Below are 25,195 nucleotides of genomic sequence, written 5' to 3'. Positions count from 1 at the left end.
CTCAGATCTCGTCGTCCAGCCCCTGCTCGATCGCGTACCGGACCAGCTCGACCCGGTTGTGCAGCTGGAGCTTGCCCAGGGTGTTCTGGACGTGGTTCTGCACCGTGCGGTGGGAGAGCACCAGCCGGTCGGCGATCTGCCGGTAGGACAGGCCCTTGGCGACCAGCCGCAGCACCTCGGTCTCCCGCGCGGTCAGCTGCGGGACGGCGGGGGCGGTCGGCGCGGCGGGCTCGGCGGCCAGCCGGCGGAACTCGCCGAGCACCAGGCCGGCCAGGCCGGGGGTGAAGACGGCGTCGCCGACGGCGGTGCGGCGCACCGCGTCCAGCAGCTCGTCCCGGCCGGCCGACTTCACCAGGTACCCGGTCGCGCCGGACTTCACCGCCTCCAGCACGTCCGCGTGCTCGCCGCTCGCCGAGAGCACCAGGACGCGCACCGACGGGTCCTGGGCCACCACCTGACGGCAGGCCTCGGCGCCGGAGAGCCCGGGCAGGTTGAGGTCCAGCACGACCACCTGCGGGGCGCAGGCGCGGGCCCGGCGGACGGCCTCCTCGCCGTCGCCCGCGGTCGCCACCACGTCCAGCCCGGCCTCGGCGAGGTCGCGGGAGACGGCGTCGCGCCACATCGGGTGGTCGTCGACGACCATGACGCGCACCGGCTGCTCGGCCTGCGTGCCGGTCGTCGGCTGGTCGGTCATCGGCTGGTCGGTCATCGGGGGCCTTCCTCGGGACGCGGGACGCGGAGTTCCACCTCGACGCCCTCCCCGGGCACCGAGTACAGCTCGGCCGTGCCGCCGAGGTCCAGCAGCCGGCCGCGGATGGACTGGGAGACGCCGAGCCGGCCGGCCTGCTCCGCCTCGCCGAGCCGCCCGGGGACGAAGCCCGGGCCGTCGTCGCGGATGCTCACCGTCACGGCCTCCGGCTCGTCCTCGACCAGGATCCAGGCGCGGGCCCCGGCGCCGGCGTGCTTGCGGACGTTGTCCACGGCGGCACCGACGGCGGCGGCCAGCTCACCGGCGGCCGGGGCGGGCAGCAGCACCGGCGTGCCGGGGGCGGAGAGCGTGATCCGCTCGTCCGTGTACGGGCCGAGCAGGGTTCGCAGGTCCTGCGGCTCCAGGGCCGCGCGCTGGGCCGGCAGCGGGCCGCCGCTCATCAGCGCCCGCAGCGCGCGCTCCTGCTCGCCGGCCAGCCGGCCGAGCTCGGCGAAGTCGCCGCCCCGGCCCGCGCCCTGCTCGCCGCCCCGGCGCTGGACCAGCGCCAGCACCTGGAGCACGCCGTCGTGGATGTCCCGGGAGAGCCGCTCGCGCTCCCGGGTGGCCGCCTCCACCTGGAGGGCCCGGGTGAGGGTCGCCTCACTGGCCCGGGCGAGCTCGATCACGTAGCCGATCGCGCAGCCGGTCACCATCAGCAGCACGATGTTGTGGATGTTGTCGCCGGTCGGACCGCCGTGGCCGAGGATGTTGGCCACCCCGATCACCGAACCGGCCGCCGCCGCCCAGCGCCAGCCGCCCTTGCCCGCGAAGCCGAGCACGGTGCCGGCCGCCCAGATGGTGGGCAGGGTGGGCGCGCCGTGGCTGATTCTGGCCGGGGAGTCGGTGAGGCCGCTCATCACGATGCCGGTGACGACGAGCGTGAGGTCGGTGCCGAGCACGTACCAGGTGCAGCGCTGCGGCCCGGCGAAGGCGCGGGTGCTGGCCAGCGTCCAGAGCGTCAGCGCACCGAGGTAGATCCAGCCCGCGACGGGGTGCAGGAACTCCAGGTAGGAGTTGAGGAAGCGCAGCAGGGCGTAGCCGAGCGCCAGGACCCGGAAGAAGGAGATGGCGCGCCAGAGCGGCAGTTCGACGGACATGCCGCCGGCCGCGACCGCCCCGCCCACCGCGCCGGTCCTACTGCCGTCCGTCATCGTCCCTGCCCCTCCCCCGGCGGCGGGCCTCAGGCCGGCCCGTTGTCCTTCTGTTCCTGCTCCGCGGCCTTCTGCTCCTGCTCCAGGGCCTTCTGGGCCTTCTCCGCCTCGGCCTTCTCGGCCTTGGCGGCGGCCTGTTCGGCCTTCTGGACCGCCTTGCGCTCGGCGTCCGCGCGCTTCTTGTCGTCGGCGATCTGCCGCTTGGCGGCGGTCGCGTAGATGTCGACGTACTCCTGGCCGGAGAGCCGCATGATCTCGTACATCACCTCGTCCGTCACCGAACGGAGGATGAAGCGGTCGTTCTCCATGCCGTGGTAGCGGGAGAAGTCCAGCGGCCGGCCGATCCGGATGCCCGGGCGGATGCCGAAGTTGGGGATCACCTGGCCGGGCGGCTGCACCTTCTCGGTGTCGATCATCGCGACCGGGATCACCGGCGCACCGGTGGCCAGCGCGACGCGGGCCAGGCCGCCGACCTTGCCGCGGTACAGCTTGCCGTCGGGCGAGCGGGTGCCCTCCGGGTAGACGCCGAAGAGCTCGCCGCGGTCCAGCACCGCGATCGCGGAGCGGATCGCCGCCTCACCGGCGCCGCGCACGCCGGAGCGGTCCACCGGCAGCTGGCCGACGCCCTTGAAGAAGGCGGCCGTCAGCTTGCCCTTCACGCCGGGCGTGTTGAAGTACTCGGCCTTGGCGATGAAGGTCACCCGGCGCTTGATCAGCGCGGGGAAGAAGAAGGAGTCCGAGAAGGAGAGGTGGTTGCTCGCGATGATCGCGGCACCCTCGGCGGGGATGTTCTCCTCACCCTCGATCCACGGCCGGAAGAAGATCCGAAGCAGTGGCGCGACGATCATCTTCATCAGTCGGTAGAACAACCCGGGCCTCCTGTTATGCGGACCGGTCGATCCTAATGCCCCGCGGCGGCCGCCCGCGCCCCGCCCCGCCCCGGCGGGGCGTCCGGTGGGGCTGTACGACGTGGGCGGGCCCGTGGGACGATCGGGTTCCCGCAGCCTGCCGTTCCTGCGCCGCCCCCGGCCGACCCCGTCGGGCCCCGCGTCCTCGTCCTCCAGCGTCCCCGCCCGCGAAGGAGCCCGTCATGCCGCCGCTGCCCGGTGCCGAACCCTACCGCCACCGGGGCGGTCCGGTGGGCGTCCTGCTCTGCCACGGCTTCACCGGCTCGCCGCAGTCGCTGCGGCCGTGGGCCGAGGACCTCGCGGCGGCCGGATTCACCGTCTCGCTGCCGTTGCTGCCGGGGCACGGAACCCGTTGGCAGGACATGCAGGTGACGCGCTGGGAGGACTGGTACGCCGAGGTGGAGCGCGAGCTGCTCGCGCTGTCCGCCGAGTGCGAGCAGGTCTTCGTCCTCGCCCTGTCGATGGGCTCCTCGCTGGCGCTGCGGCTGGCCGCGCTGCACGGGCTGGCCGTCTCCGGGCTGGTGCTGGTCAACCCGTCGGTGCGCTCCGACAACCCCGCGAGCGTGCTGCTGCCGGTACTGCGTCACCTGGTGCCGAGCCTGCCGGGGATCGCCGACGACATCGCCCGGCCGGGCTCGGTGGAGCTCGGCTACGACCGGACTCCGCTGCACGCCGCCTGGTCTCTGACCAGGCTCTGGAAGGACGTCCAGGGCCGGCTGCCGCAGGTGACCCAGCCGGTGCTGCTCTTCCGCAGCCCGCAGGACCACGTCGTCTCCGCGGCCAACTCGGAGCTGGTGCTGGCGCGGATATCCTCGACCGACGTGACGGAGCGGCTGTGCCAGCGCAGCTACCACGTCGCGACGCTGGACCACGACGCGCCGGAAATATTCGCGGCCAGCCAGGACTTCATCCGACGGCTGGCTCCCGCGCACACGGCGGGCGTCACCCGGGTCGAATCCGACGATCACCAAGGCTGAAGGGCCGGAAGTGCACGAGAGCAGCACGGCGGGCGGCGAGGACGAGGCGCCCCGCGAGGACGCGGAGAACACGAAGGCCGCCGAGGCCGGGACCGAGGGTCCCGAGGCCGACGACGCCGCGGGGAACGGGGGCGACGGCGCGGGCTCCGGCCCCGGCGCGGACGTCCGCAAGGAGGCCGCCGCCGAGCCGCCCCGGGTGCGGCGCGCGCCCGAGCGCAGCCAGGCCGAACAGGACGAGATCTTCGCCGCGCTGGTCGCCCAGTTCGACGACCCCGTCGACCTCAACAACCCGGACTGGCCGGAGATCGAGGACCTCCGGGCGCGCGGCGGGCTGAAGGGCGGGTTCAAGGACGCCGCCGAGCGCCGCGACGGCCCGGACGACCTCTCGGACCTCGCGCCGCAGCCGCGACCGCGCTCCGGCAGGCCGGTGATGCCGGCCGCCTCCCCCGGCCCGCGCGACTTCGAGCTGGCCGAGGAGGCCGACGAGGGCCATTTCGTCCCGCCGGAGCCGCCGCCGCTGCCCGCCGCCGACGTCACCGCCAAGTTCGCCTGGCTGGCCGTCCTCGGCGGCCCGGCGCTGCTGCTGTTCGACGCGGTGGTCTGGCGCGAGGTCTCCGGCTGGCCGGCCTGGATCGGGGTGTCGGCCTTCCTCGGCGGCTTCGTGACCCTGGTGGTCCGGATGAAGGACCGTGACGAGGACGAGCCCGAGGACCCGCACGGCGGCGCGGTCGTCTGACCCCTCGTCAACCGGTCGGGAGTTCCAGGACGGCGAGCACCGGCAGGTGGTCGGTGGCGGCCCGCAGGTCGGCCTCGGTGACGCCGGGCAGCCCGTGCGGGACGCCGCAGGCGAGGACGCGCACGCCGGGGGTGGCGAAGACGGCGTCGATCCGCTGGTAGGGGTTCTCCGGGACGGACGTGAACTCGCCGCCCCAGGGCGCGGCCACGTACCCGTCCTGGAGCCGGCCCGCCAGCAGCCGCCAGCCCGGGCCGTCCGGGTGCTCGTTGAAGTCCCCCGCGACCACGCCGGGTCCGGCGATCCGCAGCTGGTCGAGCAGCAGCTCGAACTGCCCGTACCGCTCCGCCGGGTCCAGGCTCAGGTGGCAGGCGGTGACGGAGAACGGCACCGAGCCGGCCACCCTGACGACGGCACTGGCGAAGCCGCGGGCGTGCAGGCCGCGGGTCTTGGGCAGCAGCCGGTCGTGGACGGCGAGCACCTCCACCCCGGGCCGGCCGAGCAGCAGCGGGCCGGCGGCGGTCCGGCCGCCGCCGGCCAGGACGACGGTGCCGGTCCGCCGGGCGAGCCAGGCGGCCTGGCCCTCCGGGCGCCAGTACCGCGGCGACTCCTGGACGCAGACCACGTCCGGCGCGCAGGCCCGGATCACCCGGACCAGGGCGTGCCGGTCGTCGCGCAGCGAGCGGACGTTGTAGCCGAGCAGCCGCAGCCGCCCCGGCCCGGGCGGCGGCAGCTCGGCCGGTCCGGCGTTCGCCGGTCCACTGGTCATGGCGGTCCTCCCCTGCGTCCGGTGGTGCTCCGCTGACGACCGTACGGCAGCGGGGCCGCCGCGCGGCGGGGGAACACGACGGCGGCGCGGCCGGGGCCCGCAGGCCCTGGCCGCGCCGCCGCCGGCGTGCGCGTGGTGGGGATCAGATGGTGCGGGCCAGGTCGGCCGCGCCGGAGATGCCGGCCGCCGAGCCCATCGAGGCGAGCACCACCTCGGCGCGCGGGCGGTGCACCCCGCCGGTGAGGTAGTGCTCGAAGGCCTTGGCGACCGGGTCGAGCAGCAGCCGGCCGGAGTCGGAGACGCCGCCGCCGAGCACGAAGACGCCCGGATCGAAGAGCGCGGCGAGGTCGGCCATGCCCCGGCCCAGCCAGTCGGCCAGCTCGGCGTAGCACTCCAGGGCGAGCGGGTCGCCCTCCTCGGCGGCCTGGGTGATGTGGATGCCGCGGATGGTCTCGGCGACGCCGTCGTTGAGCTCCAGCATCCGCTTGCCGTGGATCGGGTTGGCGGCGGCCTTCTCCCGGCCGTAGCGGCGCAGCGCCCGGCCCGAGCCGTACTGCTCCCAGCAGCCCTTGCCGCCGCAGCCGCAGGCGAGGCCGTCGGGGACCATGTTGAGGTGGCCGATCTCGCCGGCCACGCCGAACCGGCCGCGGTGCAGCCGGCCGTCCAGGACGATCCCTCCGCCGATGCCGGTGCCGACGGTGATCAGCACCATGTCCTCGTACTCGGCGGCCGCGCCGAAGCGGAACTCGGCCCAGGCCGCGCAGTTGGCGTCGTTCTCGACCACGGTATCCAGGCCGGTGAGCTCCTCGATCCGGGTGCGCAGCGGCTCGTCCTCCCAGTCGATGTTGGGGGCGAAGATCACCGTGGAGCGGTTGCGGTCGACGAACCCGGGAGCACCGACGCCGGCCGCGACCACGTCGGGGTACTGCTCCTTGAGCTCGCGGACGGCCTGCGCGATGGCGTCGACCGCCCACTGCGGGTCGGCCGGGGTGGGCACCCTGGTCCGGGCCAGGATCTCGCCCGCCTCGTTGACCACGCCTGCCGCGATCTTGGTCCCGCCGACGTCGACGCCGATGGTCAGAGCCATGTGTCCCTCAGCTATTCACTCGTTCCCGCTGGACGGAACCGTACCGCCCAACCCGGCCCCCGTACACACCGTCGCATACATTAACCGAAGACAATTTGTGGCCGAGCTCGCCGATCCCCTTCAAAAGTCGTACATTCCTACCCGCTCCGTCGCAGCATGGAGCCAGACCGTCACTCTCTCGGGATCAGGGCTTCACTGCTTGTCGGACGGTCCGTCAGGCGTGTCGAGGTCGATCCGCTCGCTGCGGGCGCTCTCGCCGGCGGTCCAGCGGCGCTCGTGACCGGCCACGGCGGCCCGGTAGGCGGCCAGCAGCTCGCCACCGGCCGCGGCCAGCCCGCTGCCCGCGTTGGCCAGGTGCCCGTACACGTCGGGCTGGTTCTCGCGGAGGCGGTCGGCGAGGCCGGCCAGCGAGATCAGGGTTTCGGCGCCGGCCTCCTGGGCCTTCCGGCCGGCGGCGGTGGCGAACCGGCGTACCTCGTCCACCAGGGGGCCCAGCTCCGGGCCGAAGGGGTGCTCGGCGGCCTGCTCGGTGCGGTCGTCGGCAGTGCTCATCGCGGGCGTCTCCTCGGCTCCGGCCGCCCCTGCGGCCACTGGACCCGACGCTACCCGACCCGGGACGCGGTCCCGGAGGCGTCCGGGCGGCTCAGCCGCGCGGCCAGAGCGCCGGGTCCGGCGCGAAACGGACGGCGAGCACCCCGTCGTGCAGGGCGGCGCCCGCGACGGTGCAGCGGCGCAGCGCCGACGGCAGGGTGAGCACCCGCCGGTGGGCACCGAGGCCGACCACCAGCTCGTCCCCGCGGCGCACCAGGTCCAGGTCGGCCCGGTCGGCACCGGGCAGGGCGAGGTGCCAGACCAGGAGGCCGTCCTCGGCCAGCCGGTCCTCGACCGGCCACGGCCCGGCGGCGAGCGGTGCCGGGCCCGGCCCGGTGCCGTAGAGGCGGTCGGCGACGGCCTCCAGGGTGACCTCGGCGAGGCCGGTGACCAGCACCGGCACGTCGCCGGCGGCGGCCAGGGCGGCCAGCTCCTCCTGCCGGCGGCGGGCCAGCCCGGCCAGCCACGGGTCGGGCGAGTCGGCGGCCGCGTCCGGCAGCGCCCCGTGCACCACCACGGCGTCCGGCCGGTGCCCGTGCAGCGCCAGCCCGGCGCGGATCCGGCCCAGTTCGTCGAAGGGGTGGCCGTCGGCGGCGGTCACCAGGCGGACGCTGGTGCCGGGCGCGGTGATCGCGGCGCGGGCCTCGGCGAGCGCGGCGGCCGCCTTGGCCCGGCCCTCGTAGAGCCAGTCGGCGGGCATCGGGACGCCGGCCAGGCCGGCCAGCAGCGGGCGCAGCGCCCGGGCGGCCTGGCGCTGCCCGGGCACGAGGCGTGCCAGGTAGCGCTCCAGCTGCTCGGGCAGGGCGAGCGTGCCGATCAGCTCGGCGGGCGCAGGGGCGAGCACCACCAGGACGTCGGCCTCGGCGGCGGGCAGGGCGCGCAGCAGGGCGAGCCGGGCGGTGCCGGGGAGGGCGGTGAGCTCCTCGGGGTCGAGCGGCTCGGCGCCGAGCAGGTCGAGGGCGGGCGCCAGCCTGCCGCCGATCTCGCCGAGCGCGCGCCGGAAGGCGGCCTGCTCGTCGATCCGGGCCACGGTCAGCCCCGGCTCGTAGACGGCCGGTCCGGGTTCCAGCCGGGTGCCGAGGACGGCGTCGAGGGCGCGGTGGGGGTCGTCGGCGGCCAGCAGCAGGGTGCGGCGGCCCTGCCGGGCGGCGTGCAGCGCGGTGGCGGCGGCCACCACGGGCGCCGCGGCATCGCCGCTGACCAGGATGGTGCGTGTGGCCGTCATGCCGTCCTGCCCCCGCTTTCCGGGCGTCAGCCCTCGACGCGCTTCTTCAGGCCGGCCAGCGCCCGGTCGATGATGACCTTCTCGGCCTTGCGCTTGATCATGCCGAGCATCGGGATCTTGACGTCGACGGCGAGCTGGTAGGTGACCTCGGTCCGGCCGCCGCCGAGCGGGGCGAGCGCGTAGGAGCCGTCCAGCGAGCGGAGCATCTGACTGCGCACCAGCGTCCAGCTGACCTCGCGGTCGTCGTCCCAGGTGTAGGCGAGGACGTGCTCGTCGCGGATGGCGCCGGCGTCGAGCAGCAGGCGCACCTGGGAGGCGCGGCCGTCCCCGGCGGTCTCCAGCACCTCGATCTCCTTGACCTCACCGGTCCAGGCCGGGTAGGCGGCGAAGTCGGCGATCACGGCCATGACCGTCTCCGGGGTCGCGTCGATGGTGATGCTCGACCTGGTGTGCTCCGCCATGGAAATGGCCCTCCGCGTCGTCCCTTGCTGCCGGCCCGGCCGAGCCTGCTCGGTCGGGTGCGCCCGGAGCAGGCTATCGCGCCCGGGGACGCCGTCAGGCCCGGGGCTCGGTGGGCCGCCGCGGCACCGGGGCCCGCGCTCCGGTGCCGTGACGGGCTACCGGTCGGTCACCCCGGCGCTGCCGTAGGGTGCCATTCGAACGACCCGGTCACGGCCTGGTCGGACCGGGTAAAGGTGTGACACTTCGAACACCGGAGCCGACCCCCCTGGTCGAAGCTGCCTACCGGGCAGTAACGTCCTGCCGTCCCGCAGCGTCGCGAACGAGGAGCAGTCTTGCTCGACTTCAGCCTTCCGGCCCTCTACCAGGTACCGAGCGGCGGTAACCTCTCCGACCTCGTGCACCAGAACGCCGAGCGGCACCCGAACGTCGCGGTGCTCAGCCGTAAGGTGGACGGCCAGTGGCAGGAGTTGACCGCCACCCAGTTCCTGGCGGAGGTGCACTCCGCCGCGAAGGGCCTGATCGCCGCCGGCATCGGCCCCGGCGACCGGGTGGGCATCATGTCCCGCACCCGGTACGAGTGGACGCTGCTGGACTTCGCGATCTGGACGGCCGGCGCGATCACCGTGCCGGTGTACGAGACCTCCTCCCCCGAGCAGGTCGAGTGGATCCTCGGCGACTCCGGCGCGGTCGCCGTCCTCACCGAGACCGACCGGCACGCCGAGGTGGTCGAGCAGGTCCGCGAGCGCCTGCCGGAGCTGAAGCACACCTGGCAGATCGAGGCCGGCGCCCTGGCCGCGCTGGCCGAGGCCGGGCAGCAGGTCTCCGACGCCACCGTCGACGAGCGCCGCTCGACGGCCGGCTCCGACTCGGTCGCGACCATCGTCTACACCTCGGGCACCACCGGCCGCCCCAAGGGCTGTCAGCTCACCCACGGCAACTTCCTCGCCGAGCTCGGCAACGTGACGGCCCGCATGGAGTCGCTGTTCCGGACCGGCGAGGGCTCCGTCCTGCTGTTCCTCCCGCTCGCGCACGTGCTCGGCCGGATCGCCGAGATCGCCGCCGCGATCGCGCCCATCAAGCTCGGCCACGTGTCGGACATCAAGGACGTCACGGCCGAGCTCGCGTCGTTCCGGCCCACGCTGATCCTGGGCGTGCCCAGAGTCTTCGAGAAGGTCTACAACACCGCCCGTGCCAAGGCCCAGGCCGACGGCAAGGGCAAGATCTTCGACAAGGCCGCCGACACCGCGATCGCGTACAGCCGGGCGCTGGACGCCGGCGGCGCGGGCCTGGTCCTGCGGATCAAGCACGCCGTCTTCGACAAGCTGGTCTACAGCAAGCTGCGCGCCGCCCTCGGCGGACGGGCCACCCACGCGATCTCCGGCGGCGCGCCGCTCGGCGAGCGCCTCGGCCACTTCTACCGGGGTATCGGCTTCACCGTCCTGGAGGGCTACGGCCTGACCGAGACCTGCGCGGCCACCGCGTTCAACCCGAACGACAAGCCGAAGATCGGCACCGTCGGCCAGCCGCTGCCCGGCTCGGCCGTGCGGATCGCCGAGGACGGCGAGGTGCTCCTGAAGGGCCCGCAGATCTTCACCGGCTACTGGAACAACCCGCAGGCCACCGAGGACGCCCTGCGGGACGGCTGGTTCGCCACCGGCGACCTCGGCTCGCTGGACGACGAGGGCTACCTCACCATCACCGGCCGGAAGAAGGAGATCATCGTCACCGCCGGCGGCAAGAACGTCGCCCCGGCGGTGATCGAGGACCGCATCCGGGCGCACGCCCTGATCGGCGAGGTGATGGTGGTCGGCGACCGCAAGCCGTTCATCGGCTGCCTGGTCACCATCGACGAGGACTTCTTCCCCAAGTGGAAGGAGCTGAACGGCAAGCCGGCCACCGCCACCATCGCCGAGCTGCGCGAGGACGCGGACCTGCTCGCCGCGGTCCAGACCGCGGTGGACGACGGCAACGCCGCCGTCTCGCACGCCGAGGCGGTCAAGAAGTTCCGCCTGCTGGACACCGTCTTCTCCGAGGAGAGCGGGCACCTCACGCCCTCGCTCAAGCTCAAGCGCAACGTCGTGCTGAAGGACTTCGCGGCCGACGTCGAGGCCATCTACCAGCGCTGAGGCCTTGTACGGCCCGCCCCCTGCACGCCGGGGCGGGCCGCACTGGCCATCAGCCGGCCAGCAGCGAGGTGAGCCGGCCGGCCAGCAGGTCCCACCGCCAGGAGCGGTCCACCCAGCGCCGCCCGGCCTCGCCCATCCGCCGGCGCAGCTCCTCGTCGTTCAGCAGCCGGACGATCCGCTCGGCCGCCGCGGCCGGCGAGCCGCCCGGCACCACGTACCCGGTCTCGCCCTCCAGAACCGCGTCCGGTGCTCCGCCGGAGTCGCCGGCCACCACCGGCAGCCCGGTCGCCGAGGCCTCCAGGTAGACGATGCCCAGGCCCTCGACGTCCAGCCCGCCCCGGCGGGTGCGGCAGGGCATCGCGAAGACGTCCCCGGCGCCGTAGTGCGCGGGCAGCTCCTCCCACGGCACCGAGCCGGTGAAGCGCACCGAGGCGCGCACGCCCCGGGCGTCGGCGAGCTTCTCCAGGTCCGCCCGGTACGGGCCGCCGCCGACGATCAGCAGCACGGCGTCCGGCACGTCCGCGAGGATCTGCGGCATCGCCTCGATCAGGGTGTCCTGGCCCTTGCGCGGCACCAGCCGGGAGACGCAGACCACCACCGGCCGGTCCGCCAGGCCGAGCCGCCGGCGCAGCTCGGCGCCGCCCGACTCCGGGTGGAAGGTCTGCTCGTCCACGCCCGGCGGCAGCTGCACCATCCGCGCGGCCGCCTCCGGGCCGACCGCGTCCGCGATCCGGGAGCGGGTGTACTCGCCCAGGTAGGTGAGGGTGTCGGTGCCCGCGCCGATCCGGCGCAGCAGCTGCCGGGCCGCCGGGAGCTGGGCCCAGGCGGCCTCGTGCCCGTGCGTCATGCCGAGCAGCCGGCTGGCCCCGGCGCGCCGCAGCGCGGGCGCCATCAGCCCGAGCGGGGCGGCCGCGCCGAACCAGACGGAGTCGCACTTCTCGGCGCGGAGGATCTCGGCGGCCCGCCGGGTGACCCGCGGTGTGGGAACCATCACCTTCGTCCGGTCCCGGATCACCGGGAACGGCTGCTCGGCGTCGAACCGGGCCACCTCGGTGCCGTCGCGCCAGGTCGAGGCGTACACCACGATGCTCCCGGCGGGCTGACGGACAGCCATGTTGTGGACGAAGGCCTGGATGCCGCCGGGGCGCGGCGGGAAGTCGTTGGTGACGATCAAGGTCTTGTGCATCAGGCCACGGCTCGCTCGGTCGGGGGGTGCTCGGTGTACCGCTGGGTGATCCGTACGATAGGTCAACACCACGACCCGCAGGGAACGGATCCGTGCACGGCAACCGTTTCACCCCCGGGTCTGTCCTAGTACCTAGGCAGCCGGTGGGGCCCGCCCGATCGACGGCGCAGTGGCCGACACCGACCGCCCGGGCGTCCGTCCCGCGACGCCTCCGGTGGGACGTCCGAGACGAACGAGGGAGCGCAGTGGAGTTGGCCCCGGCCACCGAGTCCGGTAACCCCGTCGGCGCCGACGGCCCCGGCACGGCACTGGCCGTCCGCCAGGAGCCCGTCCAGGCCCCCGCCCGCCCCTCCGGGCGCACCGGGGCGCTCTGTGCCCTCGGCGGGACCTGGCTGGCCACCCGGGCCCTGCTGCTGCTGCTGGTGACCGGCGTGCTGCGGATGCCCGGCGGGGACGTCACCACCGACGTCTGGCTGATCTACCACGGCTGGTACGGCGTCCTGCAGACCGGCACCTTCCCGCTGGACGACGTCACCTGGCAGTACCCGCCCGGCGCCGCCCTGGTCATCATGCTGCCGGGCCTGCTGCCCTGGTCCTACCTGGTCTCCTTCTGGGTGATCTGCGGGATCGCGGACGCCGCCGCGATGGCCCTGCTGGTGCGGACCGGGCTGCGCAAGGGCCGGGCGCTGACCGGTGCCTGGGTCTGGGTGGCCGGCGTCCCGCTGCTCGGCCCGATGATCTACAACCGGTACGACGTCATCGTCACCGCGGTCGCGGTGGCGGGCCTGCTGGCGCTGATCCGCCGCCCGGCGATCGGCGGGCTGCTGCTGGGCCTGGGCGGGATCATCAAGATCTGGCCGCTGCTCGGCCTCATCGGCACCCCGTCCGGCCGGCGCACCCGCCGCGCCTGGACGTCGGCGGCGGCCACCGCCGTCTCGGTCGGCTTCCTGCTCGCGGCCGGGATGAACGGCGCGTTCGAGTTCCTGACCTTCCAGAAGGACCGCGGCGTCGAGGTGGAGTCGGTCGGCGCGCTGCCGCTGCACTTCGCCCGGATCGCCGGGTCCTGGGACGGCAAGGTGATGATGAACTACGGCTCGGTGGAGATGCTCGGGCCGTGGGTCGACGTGGTCGGCAAGGTGATGATGGCCGGCACCCTGCTGGGCTTCGGCTGGCTGCTGCTGTGGCGCTTCACCGCCAAGCGCCGCAACGCCGCCACCATGTACGACGCGGCGCTGACCGCGCTGCTGATCTTCACCGTGACCAGCCGGGTGATCAGCCCGCAGTACCTGGTGTGGCTGGTCGGCGTGGCGGCGGTCTGCCTGACCGTGCGCGGGAGCAGCCAGCGGCCGGTGGCGCTGCTGATCCTCGCGGCGACGCCGCTGACCCTGGTGGAGTTCCCGCTGATGTTCAGCGAGGTGGTCGGCAGCGAGCCGTGGGCGATCACCTGGCTGACCCTGCGCAACCTGCTGCTGGTGGCGGCCACCGCGGTGTCCTGCGTCCGGCTCTGGCGCTCCACCCGCGGGTCCGAGCAGCTGCCGCCCACCGTGGTGCTGGCCCGCCCCGAGCCGGCCTCCTCCTACCCGGTGCGACCCGGGATCGCGTACGAGCAGGACCTCCTCGACGGCATCGACCGGCCGACGGCCGGCGAGCGCCGCTAGGGTCCGTCTTCAAACTCCCGTCGTCCGCCCGCCAGGCAGGCGGGAGTCTGAAGACGGACCCTACTCCCCCAGCCGCCGGACCTCGGCGAGCCAGAGGCCGGTGAACTCGGCCAGGCCGAGGCCCAGTTCGGCCCGGAACACACGGTCCAGCAGCTGCTCCCGGTCGGCGCCCCGGCCCGCCGCCCCGACCGCGCGGTAGAGGGCGGCCAGCCGCTCGGGCCCGTACCGGCGGGCGATCAGCTCACAGGCCAGCCAGGCCTGCTCGTAGGCCTGGGCGATGCCGGCCGCCCCCGCCGTGAAGTCCTGGTCGGCGGGCAGCGCCGAGGGCAGCCTCCCGGCGGAGACGTCGCGGGCCAGCTCGGGGGCGATCTGCCGCGGGGAGCGGCCGGAGCCCCGGTAGCCGGTCCAGTCGGCGACGCCCTCGGAGAGCCAGAGCGGCGTCCAGGCGCGGGTGTCGGCCCGGGTCGCCACGTGCACGGCCTCGTGGGTGATCACCACCTGGCGGCCGAAGTCGCTGAGCCCGCCGTACGCCTGCGGGTTGAGCACGACCCGATCGGCCGGGGTGTGCCAGGGCGCGCCCGGCGCCGCGGTGGTGACGGCCGCCATGGCGCTCCAGGCGGCCGGTTCGGCCTCCAGCAGCCGGGCGAACTGCGCCTCGGTGGCGGGCACCTCCAGCAGCAGCCGGTTCGCCCAGCCCGTGCCCCAGAGCCCGGCGACGGCCACGACGGCCCGGTCGGCGACGGCGGCCGGGCCGGCCGGGTCCGGCCCGCCGGCCACGCCGAGCACCAGGGCGCGCTCGCCGCGGACCGCCGTGACGGTGCCGAGGTCCCAGAGCGGCGGCGGTCCGCCCGCGCCCTCCTCCCGCTCGACCCGCCAGCCGTCGGCGGCGCGCAGCAGCGTGAGCCGGCGGGGGTGGACCACGGGGTACTCGTCGTACCCGGCCACCCGCACGGCGAGCTCGGCGGTGACGGTGAGCCGGTCCGGCGTGCCGGCCGGGCCGAGCACGAGGTTGCGGTAGACCGCCTCGGCCAGCGGCAGCGCGGGCGGCCCGGCGGCCAGCGCCCGGGCCCGTGCGGCCAGCAGCGCCTCCACCTCGGCCCGGTGGTCCGCCACCCGGGCGGGTGCCGCCGGGGCGGCCCCGGGCAGCGAGAGCTGCGCCAGCCCGCCGGCGGCGAGCAGCAGCGCACCGCGCCGGGACAGCGCGCAGCGGCGTGCCCCGGCGTCGGCGGAGGAGGGGGTCGGGCCGGACCGGCTCAGAGCCGGATCACCCCCGCGACGGGCATCGCGTTGACGCTCTCGTACCGGACCTTCGCCCCCGGGTACGGGGCGTGCACGATCACCCCGCCGCCGGCGTACATGCCGACGTGGTGCATGTCCCGGTAGAAGATCACCAGGTCTCCCGGTCGTGCGTCGGAGATGCCGACCCGCCGGCCGGCGTACGCCTGGGCCTGCGAGGTGCGCGGCAGGGTCACTCCGGCCTGCCGCCAGCTCCAGTACATCAGACCGGAACAGTCGAACGCGCGGGGCCCGGTGGATCCGTACACATAGGGCGAGCCGATCATCCTCACGGCGGCGGCCAGCGCGGCGGCGCCGCGTTCGGACGCGGGCGGGGCGGTGCCCAGGTCGAGCCGGTCGGTGCCCCGGGTGGCACGCTGCTCGGCCTCGCGGGCGTCCTGGGCGGCCATCCGGGCCCGTTCGCCGGCGCCCAGGCTGTTGAGCAGCTTCTGCGCCTTGGCCAGCCGCTGCTGGATCTGCTGCTTGCTCTCGGCGAGGGCGCGGCGGGTCTGGTCCAGTTCGACGAGCCTGGCGGAGGTCTCGGCGCGGCGCTGGTCGAGCCGGCGCTGACGGGCCACCACCTCGTGCAGCGTCTCGTTCTGCCGCTCGGCCGCCTGGTCCAGCGTGCGGGCCTTGGAGAGGTAGCCCTCGGGGTCGGCGGAGAGCATCAGCTGGGCGGTCTGCGCCATGCCGCCGCCGCGGTACTCGGCTCCGGCCACCGTGGCGAGGTCGCCGCGCAGCTGGTTGAGCTCGTCCTGGGCGACGGCGACCTGCTGCTGGAGGTCGCCGGTCTGGTGCTGGAGCCGCTGCTGTGCGTCGAGCGCAGCGTTGTACCGCTCCGAGGCCTGTTCGGCCTCGTCGTAGAGCTGCTCGACCTGTGTCCTGACGTCCTTGAGGCCGGACGGTGCGTCGGGCGAGCCCGGCGCGGCCTGGGCCGTGCCGCCGGTGGCCATGCCGAGCACGGTGGTGGCCGCCGCGGTCAGCACCAGCGCACGGGCGAGCGCGTGCGCACCTGACAGCGGGGAACGGCGGTGCACGGCCATGCGACGGTGGCTCCTGTCCTGCGGCCCGGCCCCGCCGCCGCACCGGGGGCGGGCGGCTCTGGAGCGGGAGTCCGGTGGCAGACGTTAGCGAGTCCGGGCGATCGAGTCCAAACCCCTCCCAACCCGAATATTTGACTCCCAATCGGATATTTGGCCGATCCACCGGAAAAGCCGCAGGCCCGGCCTCCCGCGAAGGGAGACCGGGCCTGCCGGGGCTGATGCGGATCAGACGCGCACGATGGCCGAGATCGGCAGCATGGTGGCGGTCTCGTACCGGACCACCGCGCCGGGCTTCGGCGCGTGGATGACCTGCCCGCCGCCCACGTACAGGGCGACGTGGCTGGCGTCCGCGCGGTAGATGATGAGGTCGCCGGGCTGGGCGTTGGCGATGTTGGTGCCGATGTTGGTCCCGGCGCCGGCCTGCTGCTGCGAGGTGCGCGGCAGCGACACGCCCGCCTGGGCGTAGGCCCAGCCGGTCAGGCCGGAGCAGTCGAAGGAGCTCGGGCCGGTGGCACCGTAGACGTACGGCGCACCGAGCTTGCTCTCGGCGGCGGCGATCGCGGCGGCGGCGCGCGAGCCGTTGGCGGCGGGCGCGGACGGCGCGGCGGGCTTGCTCGCCGCCGGCGTCGAGGACGACGAACCGCTGAGGTCGGTGCGGGCGTTGTCGCGGGAGGCGCGGTCGGCGTCGGCCTTGGCCTTGGCGTCGGCCTTCGCGGCGTCCGCCTTCGCCTTCGCCTCGGCGGCGGCCTTCTCCTCGGCCGCGCGCAGCGCCTGGCGCTCCTGCTCGGTCAGCGTGTTGAGCAGGTCCTGGGCCTTGGCCAGCTTCGCCTGGACGTCCTCCTTGGACGCCTTCAGCTGCTGGGTCGTCGACTCCAGCTCGCCGAGCTTCGCCTGGGCCTCGTTGCGGTCCTGGTCGAGCTTGCGCTGCTGCTCCTGGAGGTCCTTCAGCGCGCCGGACTGGGTGCTGCTGGCCTGGGTCAGGGCGCCGGCCTGGTTCAGGAAGTTGTCGGGGCTGGACGAGAGCATCAGCTGGACGGTGGACGATATGCCGCCGTTGCGGTACTGCTCGCCCGCGATCTCGGCGAGGCCGCCCTGGGCCTCGATCACCGACGCCTGCTGACGGGCCACCTTGTCCTGGAGCTCGCCGACCTGCTTCTGCAGCTCCTGCTGCTTGGCCTGCGCGCCGTTGTACTTCTCGGTCGCCTGCTCGGCCTGCTCGTTGAGCTGGTCGACCTGCTCCTTGACCTGGTCCTTGGTCGGCGTCGGGTCGGCGTGGGCGCCGGACTGCGCGGAGAGGGCGACGGCTGCCGCGGCGACACCGGTCATGATCGAGACCCGGGCGCGGCCGGCAGGCTTGGGACGACGATGGGACGCCACGAAGGCGGACTCCTTCTTCCAACGCCCGCCTACCGGGTGAGCTGACGGGTTCGGGCCGGAAGCATGCCCTACGACGCCTCACCGGCCGCTCCAGCGGCCGACCTGGCGCCGATTCACCCCGGAGGAACATGGTTCCCCGGCTCCGCTCCACAGCGCCCCGACTACGGGGCTCCCCGTCGGACGAGTCGTGCGACCCGTCCCGCTGCTTCGACGAACTCGGCGGTAAACCCCCGCCGCCACCCAGGCTGGGTGATCGACTGTGCGGTGGTTCGAGACACGACCCTAGTAACAGAACCGTGATCCGTTCAAATCCTTGTCAGAAAAAAGACGGGAGAATACCCAAGTTCATTTGTGAATATGACCGGGCGTGACCAGCGCCGCACACGGAGCTGATCGCTTGTCACCGTGCGGCCGGAAACGCCGACGCCACCCCCGTCCGGAGGTGGCGCGGATCACAGGGCCGCATCCCGGCCCTCGGGCGTGCCGGTCCGTCAGACCCGGCGGATGGTGTTGATCTTCATCGCGTCGGCCTTCATCACCTTCACCACGTCGCCGGTGTGCGGGGCGTGCACGACCATGCCGTTGCCGATGTACATCCCGACGTGGCTGCGGTCGTCGCGGTAGATGATCAGGTCGCCGGGCTGGGCCTCGGCGAGCGAGGGCACCCGGGTGCCGTAGTTGCCCTGGGCCTGCGAGGTGCGCGGCAGCGAGACGCCGGCCTTCCCGTACGCCCAGACCATCAGGCCGGAGCAGTCGAAGCCGCTCGGCCCCGTGGCACCCCAGACATACGGCGAACCCTGCTTGCTCATCGCGTTGGCGACGGCGGCACCGGCCATGCCGCTGCCCTGCGGCAGGCTGCCCAGGTCGGCCCGCTCGCTGCCGCGCGAGGCCCGGTCCTCCTGCTGCTGGGCGGCCTTCAGGGCGGCCCGGTCCGCCGCGCTGAGCGAGTTCAGCAGGTCCTGGGCGGCCTTGAGCTTCTGGTTGACGTCGGCCTTGGACTGGTTGAGGTCCTTGGTCGTGCTGTCCAGCGAGGCGAGGATCGCGGCCGCCTCGGCCTTCTGCTGGTCCAGCCGGCGCTGCTGGTCCTGGAGGCCCTTGAGCGCGTCGGCCTGGCTGGAGCTGGCCTGCTCCACGCTGGAGGCCTTGTCCAGGTAGCCGGACGGGTCGGAGGTGAGCATCAGCTGCACGGACGGGTCGATGCCGCCGGAGCGGTACTGCTCGCCGGCCACCGCCGCCAGACCGCCCTGAAGCTGGGTCATCTGGTCCTGGCCGCGTGCCACCTGGTCCTGGAGCTGGTCGGACTGCTTGCGGAGCTGGTCGGCCCGCTCCTTGGCGCCGTTGTACTTCTCGGTCGCCTGCTCCGCCTCTTCCTGGAGCTGGTCGATCTGCGCCTTCACGTCCTCCTTCTTGGGGGACGGGCTGGGCGCCGCGTGGGCGGCGACCTGGGCGGACAGGGCGACCGCGGTCGCCGCGGCAGCGGTGAGCACGGAGACCCGCGCGCGGCTCGGCTGCTTGGGACGGCGGTGGGAGGCCAAGGACCGGCTCCTTCTTCCAACGGACTCACCCGATCGAGTGAGAATCCGGAAAATAGGTTTGACGCCAGACCCTAGTGAAGATCCAGGCTTTGCGCCACTCCCCCGATGGCGTGAACTCCGGCCCGCCGCCCTGACTTCACAAGATCCCCACACCACCGCAAACCGGGCGCTGACCAGGCGTCATCCCCGTCGCGAAGGGCCTGCAACAGCCTACGGCCGGGCCAGCCGGTTCAGCAGCAGAATCGAGGCCACGGGGCGCGCGCCCGCCTTCCGCACGCCGTCGGCGACCTCCCGGTCCGTGGAGACCACCACGACCGGACGGCCCTGCGGCTCGGCCCGCACCAGGCGGCGGATCAGCTCGTCCGCGGTCTCCCCGGTCCGGCTGAAGCGGACCCGGACCCCGCGCGGCGGCGCCATGATCACCGGCACGTCCAGGTCCTGCCCGTCGAACACGCAGGTGACCTCCGCCTGGGTGCGCTGGGCCAGCATCGCCAGCCCGCCCAGCAGCCGGATCCGCTGCTGCTCCAGCGGCAGTGCCGGATAGCCGGTCTTGGTCACGTTGTAGCCGTCCACCACCAGGTGGACCTGCGGGATCGCCAGCAGCTGGTCCAGCAGCGCCGGATCGTCCTCCGCCAGCCCGCGCCGGGCCACGTCGTGCGGCGACGCCGACCCCGGCACCACGGCCTCCACCAGGTCGGCCGGGCGGATCTGTGACACCGGCAGCGCCAGCTCCCGCTGGATGCCCTGCGCCGACTGCAGCACCGTGTCCAGCAGCAGCCGCAGCCGCATGTCCTCGACGCTGCGCCCCTCGCGGGCGGACCGGCGGCCCTGCTCGACGGCGTTCTCCAGCTCGGAGATCCGGTGCCGCAGCCGGCGCGCCTCGCTCTCGCCCGCGCTGCGCTCGGCGGCGGACTGCGCCTTCAGCGCCTCCAGTTCGGCGCCGAGCCGGCGGGTCTCGGCCTGCGCGCGGCGGGTGTCGCTCTCCAGCGAGCGGAGCTTGCGGCGCAGCGAGTCCGCCTCCTTGCGGACGTCCTCGGACTCGGTCCGCTGCCGGTCCAGATCGGCCCGGGCGGCGGAGCGCACCTCGGCCAGCTCCGCCTGCAGCTTCTCCACCAGCCGGGCCGCCTCGGCGGCGGCGCCCTCGGCACCGGCCCGTTCCGCCTCCTCGCCGGCCTCGGCGACCAGCCGGCTCCAGCCCGCGGAGCGCACCAGGTAGGCGGCGGCGGCGACGTCCAGCGGATCGGCGGCCCCGGGCACGCTGCCCGACTCCAGCGCCTTGACCAGATCGGGCTGGCCCAGCCGCAGCCGCTCCGCTATCCGCACCCGGAAGGCCGGCTCGGACTCCAGGGCGGCGGCCAGCGCGGTGGCCGCGTACTTGGCCCGCCGGGCCGGGGTGAACTTGGCGTACTGGCGCAGCGTCTGCGGCAGCTCGCCGGGCGGCAGCCCGCCGAGCGCGTCCGCGGCGAGGCCGACCACCCGGCGGCGCACGCCCTCGGGCAGCGGCCGGTCGAGCCGCTCCGCCGCCCGCTCCGCGACCCCCCCGTCGGCCTGCTCTGCCGCCGGCTCGTCGCCGCCGGGCTCCTCGGCACCGGCCGTCCCGTCCGACACCGGGGCGCCTGCCGGGGCTGTCTCGGCCGCGTCCGGCGCCTGCGCGTCCACAGCGGGCTGCCGCCCCTGCGGCCCGGCGGGCTCCTTCGCTGCGTCCACCACGTCCTCGGCTCCGATCCTGGTCCATCGGCACGGCCAACGGCGGCCGTCCTCGTCGTCACGCTCCGTGCGCTCTGTCTGTATTGTCCCGTGCGGCGGGCGGCCGTGCCCCGCACCGCCGCCCGCCGCACGGGCCGGGCATCAACCCTGCTCCGAGGCCTCGTTCTCCTCGGCCCCCGGGCGGGCCACCAACTCGACCTGGTCCACCGCGTTGCACCAGCGGCAGCGCACCGACTCGATGGTCTCGCTGAGCACCTCGGTCTCCTCGACCTTGGACTCGCCGGCCAGGTCGAAGTGGAGGAACTCGGTCAGCCGGGCGGAACGGGTCACGTCGAAGCGGGTCAGGTTGCCGCACAGGGTGCAGCGCCAGCGCGTCTCGGCGGTCAGGGCGGGGACGGTCATCGGGGGTCCTCTCGGGTGGTCCCTGGGTGGGCTCAGGCGCTCCCCCCGGAGCCCCGGCATCGGCGGCGGGAGGCGGGAATGCCCGCCCCAAGCCTATTGCCTGGGGCAACCGTCCCGGCCACCGGTTTCGACCATTGGACCCCCTCGGCAGGACCGCGAACCCCCTGCCCGGCGGGTACCGGACACCCCCTAGCCCACCTGCCGTAAGCCCCGTGCCGCCCGGGCCGGGCGGAGGGATGCTTGGCTGCATGGCGATCCCGGTCCTCGACCACACCGGTGCGCCGGGCGAGCGCCCGGCCGCCGCCGTCCCGGCCGTCTGCTACGCGCTGATCGCGCTCAACACCCTGGTGTTCCTGCTCGGCCCGGCCGCCGGGCTCAACCCGCTGTACGGGCGCGGCCAGGACCGGGTCTGCGCGGAGCAGCGGTACGAGCAGCGCTGGGGCGCCGTCCCGGCCGAGCTGCTGGCCGGGCGCCCGCTGACCGCCGGACAGCTCGCCGAGGCCCCCGACCCGGTGCCCGGATGCCCGGCCCGCCCGACCCCCGGCAAGCACCCGGCGCTCACCGTGCTCAGCGCGCTGTTCCTGCACGCCGGCTGGCTGCACCTGCTGGGCAACCTGCTCTTCCTGTACGTGTTCGGACCCACCGTCGAGGAACGGTTCGGCCGGGCCCGCTTCGCCCTCTTCTACCTGGCCGCCGGCTCACTGGCGACGTACGGCTTCGCGCTGGCCGAGGCGCACTCGCCGGACGCGACCCGGGTGCTGATCGGCGCCTCGGGGGCGATCTCGGCCGTCCTCGGCGCCTACCTGCGGCTGCACCCGCGCGCCCGGGTCACCACGCTCGTCCCGCTCCTGCTCCTCCTTCCGCTGCGGTTCCCGGCCTGGCTGGTGCTCGGCCTCTGGTTCGCCCTGCAGTGGTGGTCGGTGCACTCGGCCGGGCCGGGCGTGGCCTACCTGGTCCACGTGATCGGCTTCTCGGCCGGCTTCCTCTACGCCTGCACGCTGGCCACCCGCCCCCCGCGCCCGCCCGGCTGACGCCCGATACCCTGGCCGCACCTCACAAAGGAGCGCGAACAGTGATCACCGCCATCGTCCTCATCAAGACCAGCGTCGACCGCATCCCGGAGATCGCCGAGGCGATCGCGGCCATCGAGGGCGTCAGCGAGGTCTACTCGGTCACCGGCGGCTACGACCTGGTGGCGATGGTGCGGGTGCGCCGGCACGACGACCTGGCCGAGGTGATCCCCGGCCGGCTGAACAAGGTCCCGGGCGTGGCCCACACCGAGACCCAGATCGCCTTCCGCACCTACTCCCAGCACGACCTGGAGGCCGCCTTCGCGCTCGGCCTCGACGAGTAGGGCCCGGCCGGCCGACGGGTGCTCAGCCCCTCCCGACGGGTCCTCAGCCCTCCCGGCGGGTGTCCACGACGCACCGGCCGCCCTCGTTGCGGTAGTTCCAGGCCGCGCCGTCCGTGACCAGCTCGCGGACTGCGGTCAGGAAGCGCTCGATGTGCTCGTCCGGGGTACCGGCACCGAAGCTGACCCGGATCGCGTTCAGGCTCCGCTCGCCCGGCAGCGACGGCTCGGGCGCACCGCACGCGGAAACCGGACCGGGAGCAACGCCGGACTCCTCGCCGAGCAGGGTGCGCACCAGCGGGTGCGCGCAGAACAGGCCGTCGCGCACCCCGATGCCGTACTCGGCGGAGAGCGCGGCCGAGAAGTGCGAGCTGTTCCAGCCCTGGACGACGAAGGAGAGAACGCCCACCCGGGCGGAGCCGGCGCCGAACAGGTTCAGCACCTTGACCTGCGGGACCTCCGCCAGGCCGGCCGTCAGCCGCGCGATCAGCTGCTGCTCGCGGGCCTCCAGCGCGTCGAAGCCGGCCTCGGTCAGCGCCCGGCAGGCCGAGGCGACGGCGTAGGCGCCGATCACGTTCGGCGAGCCCGCCTCGTGCCGCGCCGGGCCGGTGTGCCACTGGACGGCCACCGAGCCGTCGGTCTCCCGGGCCACCGTACGGGTGGCGCCGCCGCCGGCCAGGTACGGCTCGGCCGCGTCCAGCCAGTCGGCGCGCCCGGCCAGCACCCCGGCGCCGAAGGGCGCGTAGATCTTGTGCCCGGAGAAGGCGATCCAGTCCACGTCCAGCTCGCGCACCGAGACCCGGTGGTGCGGGGCGAGCTGGGCGGCGTCCAGCACCACCCGGGCGCCGTGGCGGTGGGCGGTCGCGGTCAGTTCGGCGACCGGCCAGAGCTCACCGGTGACGTTGGAGGCACCCGTGACGCAGAGCAGCCTGGGGCCCTCGGGGGCCCCGGCGAGCGCGGCGTCCAGGGCGGCGACGGCCTCCGCCCGCGACCGCGGGGCGCGCAGGTAGGTGACGTCCAGCCCGGCGTGCGCCCAGGGCAGCAGCGAGGCGTGGTGCTCGGTCTCGAAGGCGAAGACCCGGGTGCCGGCCGGGACGGCGCCGGCCAGCAGGTTCAGCGAGTCGGTGGTGGCCCGGGTGAAGACCACCTGGTCGCCCTCGCGCAGGTCGAGGAACTCGGCGACGGTGCGGCGGCTCTGCTCGAACAGGTCGGTGGAGAGCTGCGAGAGGTAGCCGGCGCCGCGGTGCACGCTGCCGTAGTAGGGGGCGTAGGCGGCGACGTCGTCCCAGACCCGCTGGAGCGCCGGGGAGCTGGCGGCGTAGTCGAGGGCCGCGTAGCCGACCTTCTCGCCGCTGGCGAGCGGGACCTGGACGTCGTGGCCCAGGACGGCGAGGGGGGCGCAGATCTCGGTGGCGAGGGACATGAGGATGCACTCCTTCTGGGGAGAGGACCCCGGGAGTGCGTGTCAGCCGGCGTCCGCGCTTGTCACGCGGACGGATTGCCGCGGGACCCGGTCCTCACCCAGGGCACCCCGCCACGGACGGAGGGTTGCCGGACAGCAAGCTGGGGCTTGACGCTGTCACTCATGACCTGGCGACGACTCTAGGTCGCGTCCGTCGGGGGGTCAAACAGGGTTCCACCATCCGGACAGCGCCGTTCCCGGGTGCCGGGAGCGTGCGAAGGGGCCCGCGGGAGCAGCCTCCCGCGGGCCCCCGACAACCCGTCAGGCCTTGCCGGTCGCCTCCGACCAGCGCTTGAGCAGCTCCAGCGCGGCGCCCGAGTCGACGGCCGCCGCGGCCCGCTCCATGCCCGCCGCCAGCTGCCCGGCGAGCGGCGCGTCGGTGAGCTCCAACGCGACCAGCGCCGCCGCCGTGTTCAGCAGGACGGCGTCCCGCACCGGCCCGCGCTCCCCGGCCAGCAGCCGGCGGGCGACGTCCGCGTTGTACGCCGGGTCCGCTCCGCGCAGCGCCTCGATGCCGACCAGCTCGATGCCGAGCTCGCGCGGGTCGAAGGTGGTCTCGGTGACCTCGCCGCCGCGCACGATCCAGACCCGCGAGGTGGTGGTGATGGTCAGCTCGTCGAGGCCGTCGTCGCCGCGGAAGACCAGCGCGCTGGAGCCGCGCCGGGCCAGCACGCCGGCGATCAGCCCGGCCAGCCGGGTGTCGAAGCAGCCGATCGCGTGGGCCGTCACTCTGGCGGGGTTGGTCAGCGGACCGAGGATGTTGAACGCGGTCGGTACCCCGAGGTCGCGCCGGGCCGTCGCGGCGTGCCGCATCGACGGGTGGAACATGGCGGCGGAACAGAAGGTGAGCCCGATCTCCTCGGCCACCTCGGCCACCCGCCGGGCGGACAGGTCGAGGGCGATGCCCAGCTTCTCCAGCACGTCGGAGGAGCCGCTCGCCGAGGAGGCGGCCCGGTTGCCGTGCTTGACCACCTTGGCGCCGGCCGCCGCCGCGACGATCGCCGACATGGTCGAGATGTTGACGGTCTTGGCGCGGTCGCCACCGGTGCCGACGACGTCCACCGCCGGGCCGGGGATGGAGAGCGGCTCGGCGTGCGCGTACATCGCGTCCACCAGACCGGCGATCTCGCCGACCGTCTCGCCCTTGGCCCGCAGCGCGACCATGAAGCCGGCCACCTGGGCCGGGGAGGCCTCGCCGCTCATGATCCGGTCCATCGCCCAGGCGGCGTCCGCCTGGGCCAGGTCCTCGCCCCGCAGCAGTGCGGACAGGATGTCCGGCCAGGTGCGGACCACCTGCACGGGGTCCTTGCCGCCGTTCGCAGGGTTCACGTTCACCATGGCTGACTCCAGCTCTCGTCGCTTCCCGGAAAGGGATCTCCGTAGGGTTGGAGCCAGCCTATCGAGCGGCGGGACGCCGCCGTC

General features: G+C 74.3%; 23 protein-coding genes and 2 riboswitches. Of the genes, 6 read left to right on the top strand and 17 right to left on the bottom strand.

The annotated features are described in order from the left end of the window. Position 1 precedes the first annotated feature (1 nt). Genes J5Y04_RS11815 through J5Y04_RS11805 form a run of 3 tightly spaced genes read right to left on the bottom strand, consistent with a single transcriptional unit; the run spans position 2 to position 2,753 of the window. A complete protein-coding gene (locus tag J5Y04_RS11815; protein ID WP_374105993.1) occupies positions 2–709 on the bottom strand; it encodes a response regulator in 708 nt (235 codons plus the stop codon). Next, complete coding sequence (macS, locus tag J5Y04_RS11810) at positions 706–1,899, bottom strand: MacS family sensor histidine kinase (protein ID WP_245204679.1); 1,194 nt, start codon at positions 1,897–1,899, stop codon at positions 706–708. Before macS ends, J5Y04_RS11815 begins: the two co-directional genes overlap by 4 nt. 29 nt (positions 1,900–1,928) lie before the next feature. Then, positions 1,929–2,753, bottom strand: a complete 825-nt coding sequence (locus J5Y04_RS11805) for a 1-acyl-sn-glycerol-3-phosphate acyltransferase (protein ID WP_209412101.1) — start codon at positions 2,751–2,753, stop codon at positions 1,929–1,931. 236 nt (positions 2,754–2,989) lie between these two features. Between J5Y04_RS11805 and J5Y04_RS11800 the strand changes: the two genes are divergently transcribed. Both J5Y04_RS11800 and J5Y04_RS11795 read left to right on the top strand, forming a co-directional pair. Next, positions 2,990–3,784: a carboxylesterase gene (locus J5Y04_RS11800; RefSeq protein ID WP_209411926.1), complete on the top strand. Its 795-nt coding sequence runs from the start codon at positions 2,990–2,992 to the stop codon at positions 3,782–3,784. A gap of 10 nt (positions 3,785–3,794) precedes the next feature. Then, on the top strand, positions 3,795–4,520 hold the full coding sequence (locus tag J5Y04_RS11795; RefSeq protein WP_245204678.1) for a hypothetical protein: 726 nt from the start codon (positions 3,795–3,797) through the stop codon (positions 4,518–4,520). 7 nt (positions 4,521–4,527) lie between these two features. Here J5Y04_RS11795 and J5Y04_RS11790 read toward each other — a convergent pair whose 3' ends face one another. From J5Y04_RS11790 to J5Y04_RS11770, 5 genes are all read right to left on the bottom strand, one after another. Then, entirely contained in the window at positions 4,528–5,286 is a 759-nt protein-coding gene (locus tag J5Y04_RS11790) for an endonuclease/exonuclease/phosphatase family protein (protein ID WP_209411925.1), read from the bottom strand. Between the two features lie 142 nt (positions 5,287–5,428). Next, the gene (locus J5Y04_RS11785; protein ID WP_209411924.1) at positions 5,429–6,373 is read right to left on the bottom strand and encodes an ROK family glucokinase; all 945 of its coding nucleotides are present in this window, start codon (positions 6,371–6,373) and stop codon (positions 5,429–5,431) included. Positions 6,374–6,565: 192 nt separating this feature from the next. Then, on the bottom strand, positions 6,566–6,925 hold the full coding sequence (locus J5Y04_RS42845; RefSeq protein ID WP_148645486.1) for a DUF5304 family protein: 360 nt from the start codon (positions 6,923–6,925) through the stop codon (positions 6,566–6,568). Between the two features lie 91 nt (positions 6,926–7,016). After that, positions 7,017–8,189, bottom strand: a complete 1,173-nt coding sequence (locus J5Y04_RS11775) for an ArsA family ATPase (RefSeq protein ID WP_209411923.1) — start codon at positions 8,187–8,189, stop codon at positions 7,017–7,019. 26 nt (positions 8,190–8,215) lie between these two features. Beyond that, complete coding sequence (locus J5Y04_RS11770; protein WP_209411922.1) at positions 8,216–8,650, bottom strand: SRPBCC family protein; 435 nt, start codon at positions 8,648–8,650, stop codon at positions 8,216–8,218. Between the two features lie 333 nt (positions 8,651–8,983). Here J5Y04_RS11770 and J5Y04_RS11765 point away from each other — a divergent pair, with 333 nt between their 5' ends. Continuing rightward, positions 8,984–10,777: a long-chain fatty acid--CoA ligase gene (locus J5Y04_RS11765; protein ID WP_209411921.1), complete on the top strand. Its 1,794-nt coding sequence runs from the start codon at positions 8,984–8,986 to the stop codon at positions 10,775–10,777. A gap of 49 nt (positions 10,778–10,826) precedes the next feature. Here J5Y04_RS11765 and J5Y04_RS11760 read toward each other — a convergent pair whose 3' ends face one another. Further along, positions 10,827–11,963, bottom strand: a complete 1,137-nt coding sequence (locus J5Y04_RS11760) for a glycosyltransferase family 4 protein (RefSeq protein ID WP_209411920.1) — start codon at positions 11,961–11,963, stop codon at positions 10,827–10,829. Positions 11,964–12,208: 245 nt separating this feature from the next. Here J5Y04_RS11760 and J5Y04_RS11755 point away from each other — a divergent pair, with 245 nt between their 5' ends. Then, positions 12,209–13,621 carry a glycosyltransferase family 87 protein gene (locus J5Y04_RS11755; protein ID WP_307853068.1) on the top strand — a complete coding sequence of 471 codons (1,413 nt, stop codon included), beginning with the start codon at positions 12,209–12,211 and terminating at the stop codon, positions 13,619–13,621. Positions 13,622–13,681: 60 nt separating this feature from the next. Here the strand turns inward: J5Y04_RS11755 and J5Y04_RS11750 are convergent, their stop codons facing one another. The 6 genes from J5Y04_RS11750 to J5Y04_RS11725 form a co-directional block, all read right to left on the bottom strand. Next, on the bottom strand, positions 13,682–14,734 hold the full coding sequence (locus J5Y04_RS11750; protein WP_209411919.1) for a hypothetical protein: 1,053 nt from the start codon (positions 14,732–14,734) through the stop codon (positions 13,682–13,684). Between the two features lie 140 nt (positions 14,735–14,874). Beyond that, positions 14,875–15,939, bottom strand: a complete 1,065-nt coding sequence (locus J5Y04_RS11745; RefSeq protein WP_209411918.1) for an NlpC/P60 family protein — start codon at positions 15,937–15,939, stop codon at positions 14,875–14,877. Between the two features lie 225 nt (positions 15,940–16,164). Then, positions 16,165–17,316 (bottom strand): NlpC/P60 family protein, encoded by a 1,152-nt coding sequence (locus J5Y04_RS11740; RefSeq protein ID WP_209411917.1) that lies wholly within the window; start codon positions 17,314–17,316, stop codon positions 16,165–16,167. Positions 17,317–17,326: 10 nt separating this feature from the next. Further along, a riboswitch (cyclic di-AMP (ydaO/yuaA leader) is annotated at positions 17,327–17,481 on the bottom strand. A gap of 326 nt (positions 17,482–17,807) precedes the next feature. Then, positions 17,808–18,851, bottom strand: coding sequence for a C40 family peptidase (locus J5Y04_RS11735; protein WP_209411916.1), 1,044 nt, complete (start codon positions 18,849–18,851; stop codon positions 17,808–17,810). A gap of 210 nt (positions 18,852–19,061) precedes the next feature. Further along, positions 19,062–20,459, bottom strand: a complete 1,398-nt coding sequence (locus J5Y04_RS11730) for an NYN domain-containing protein (RefSeq protein WP_209412098.1) — start codon at positions 20,457–20,459, stop codon at positions 19,062–19,064. A 240-nt stretch (positions 20,460–20,699) separates the two neighbouring features. Beyond that, complete coding sequence (locus J5Y04_RS11725) at positions 20,700–20,960, bottom strand: hypothetical protein (protein WP_148645478.1); 261 nt, start codon at positions 20,958–20,960, stop codon at positions 20,700–20,702. Between the two features lie 248 nt (positions 20,961–21,208). Between J5Y04_RS11725 and J5Y04_RS11720 the strand changes: the two genes are divergently transcribed. Both J5Y04_RS11720 and J5Y04_RS11715 read left to right on the top strand, forming a co-directional pair. Next, complete coding sequence (locus J5Y04_RS11720) at positions 21,209–21,991, top strand: rhomboid family intramembrane serine protease (protein WP_209411915.1); 783 nt, start codon at positions 21,209–21,211, stop codon at positions 21,989–21,991. 41 nt (positions 21,992–22,032) lie between these two features. Beyond that, a complete protein-coding gene (locus J5Y04_RS11715; RefSeq protein WP_030240061.1) occupies positions 22,033–22,314 on the top strand; it encodes an Lrp/AsnC ligand binding domain-containing protein in 282 nt (93 codons plus the stop codon). A gap of 43 nt (positions 22,315–22,357) precedes the next feature. On the opposite strand, the gene J5Y04_RS11710 is transcribed toward J5Y04_RS11715, so the two are convergent. Together J5Y04_RS11710 and trpD are read right to left on the bottom strand one after the other, a co-directional pair. Further along, a complete protein-coding gene (locus J5Y04_RS11710) occupies positions 22,358–23,734 on the bottom strand; it encodes an aminotransferase class V-fold PLP-dependent enzyme (RefSeq protein ID WP_209411914.1) in 1,377 nt (458 codons plus the stop codon). A 50-nt stretch (positions 23,735–23,784) separates the two neighbouring features. Next, a riboswitch (SAM riboswitch) is annotated at positions 23,785–23,902 on the bottom strand. A gap of 132 nt (positions 23,903–24,034) precedes the next feature. Further along, the gene (gene trpD, locus J5Y04_RS11705) at positions 24,035–25,111 is read right to left on the bottom strand and encodes an anthranilate phosphoribosyltransferase (RefSeq protein WP_209411913.1); all 1,077 of its coding nucleotides are present in this window, start codon (positions 25,109–25,111) and stop codon (positions 24,035–24,037) included. Between the last annotated feature and the right edge of the window lie 84 nt (positions 25,112–25,195).

Origin of the sequence: Kitasatospora sp. RG8 (assembly GCF_017813315.1) — a bacterium.
GTDB lineage: Bacteria > Actinomycetota > Actinomycetes > Streptomycetales > Streptomycetaceae > Kitasatospora.
The sequence above is the reverse complement of the archived record's forward strand: the minus strand, read 5'-3'. Positions and strand labels throughout refer to the sequence as shown.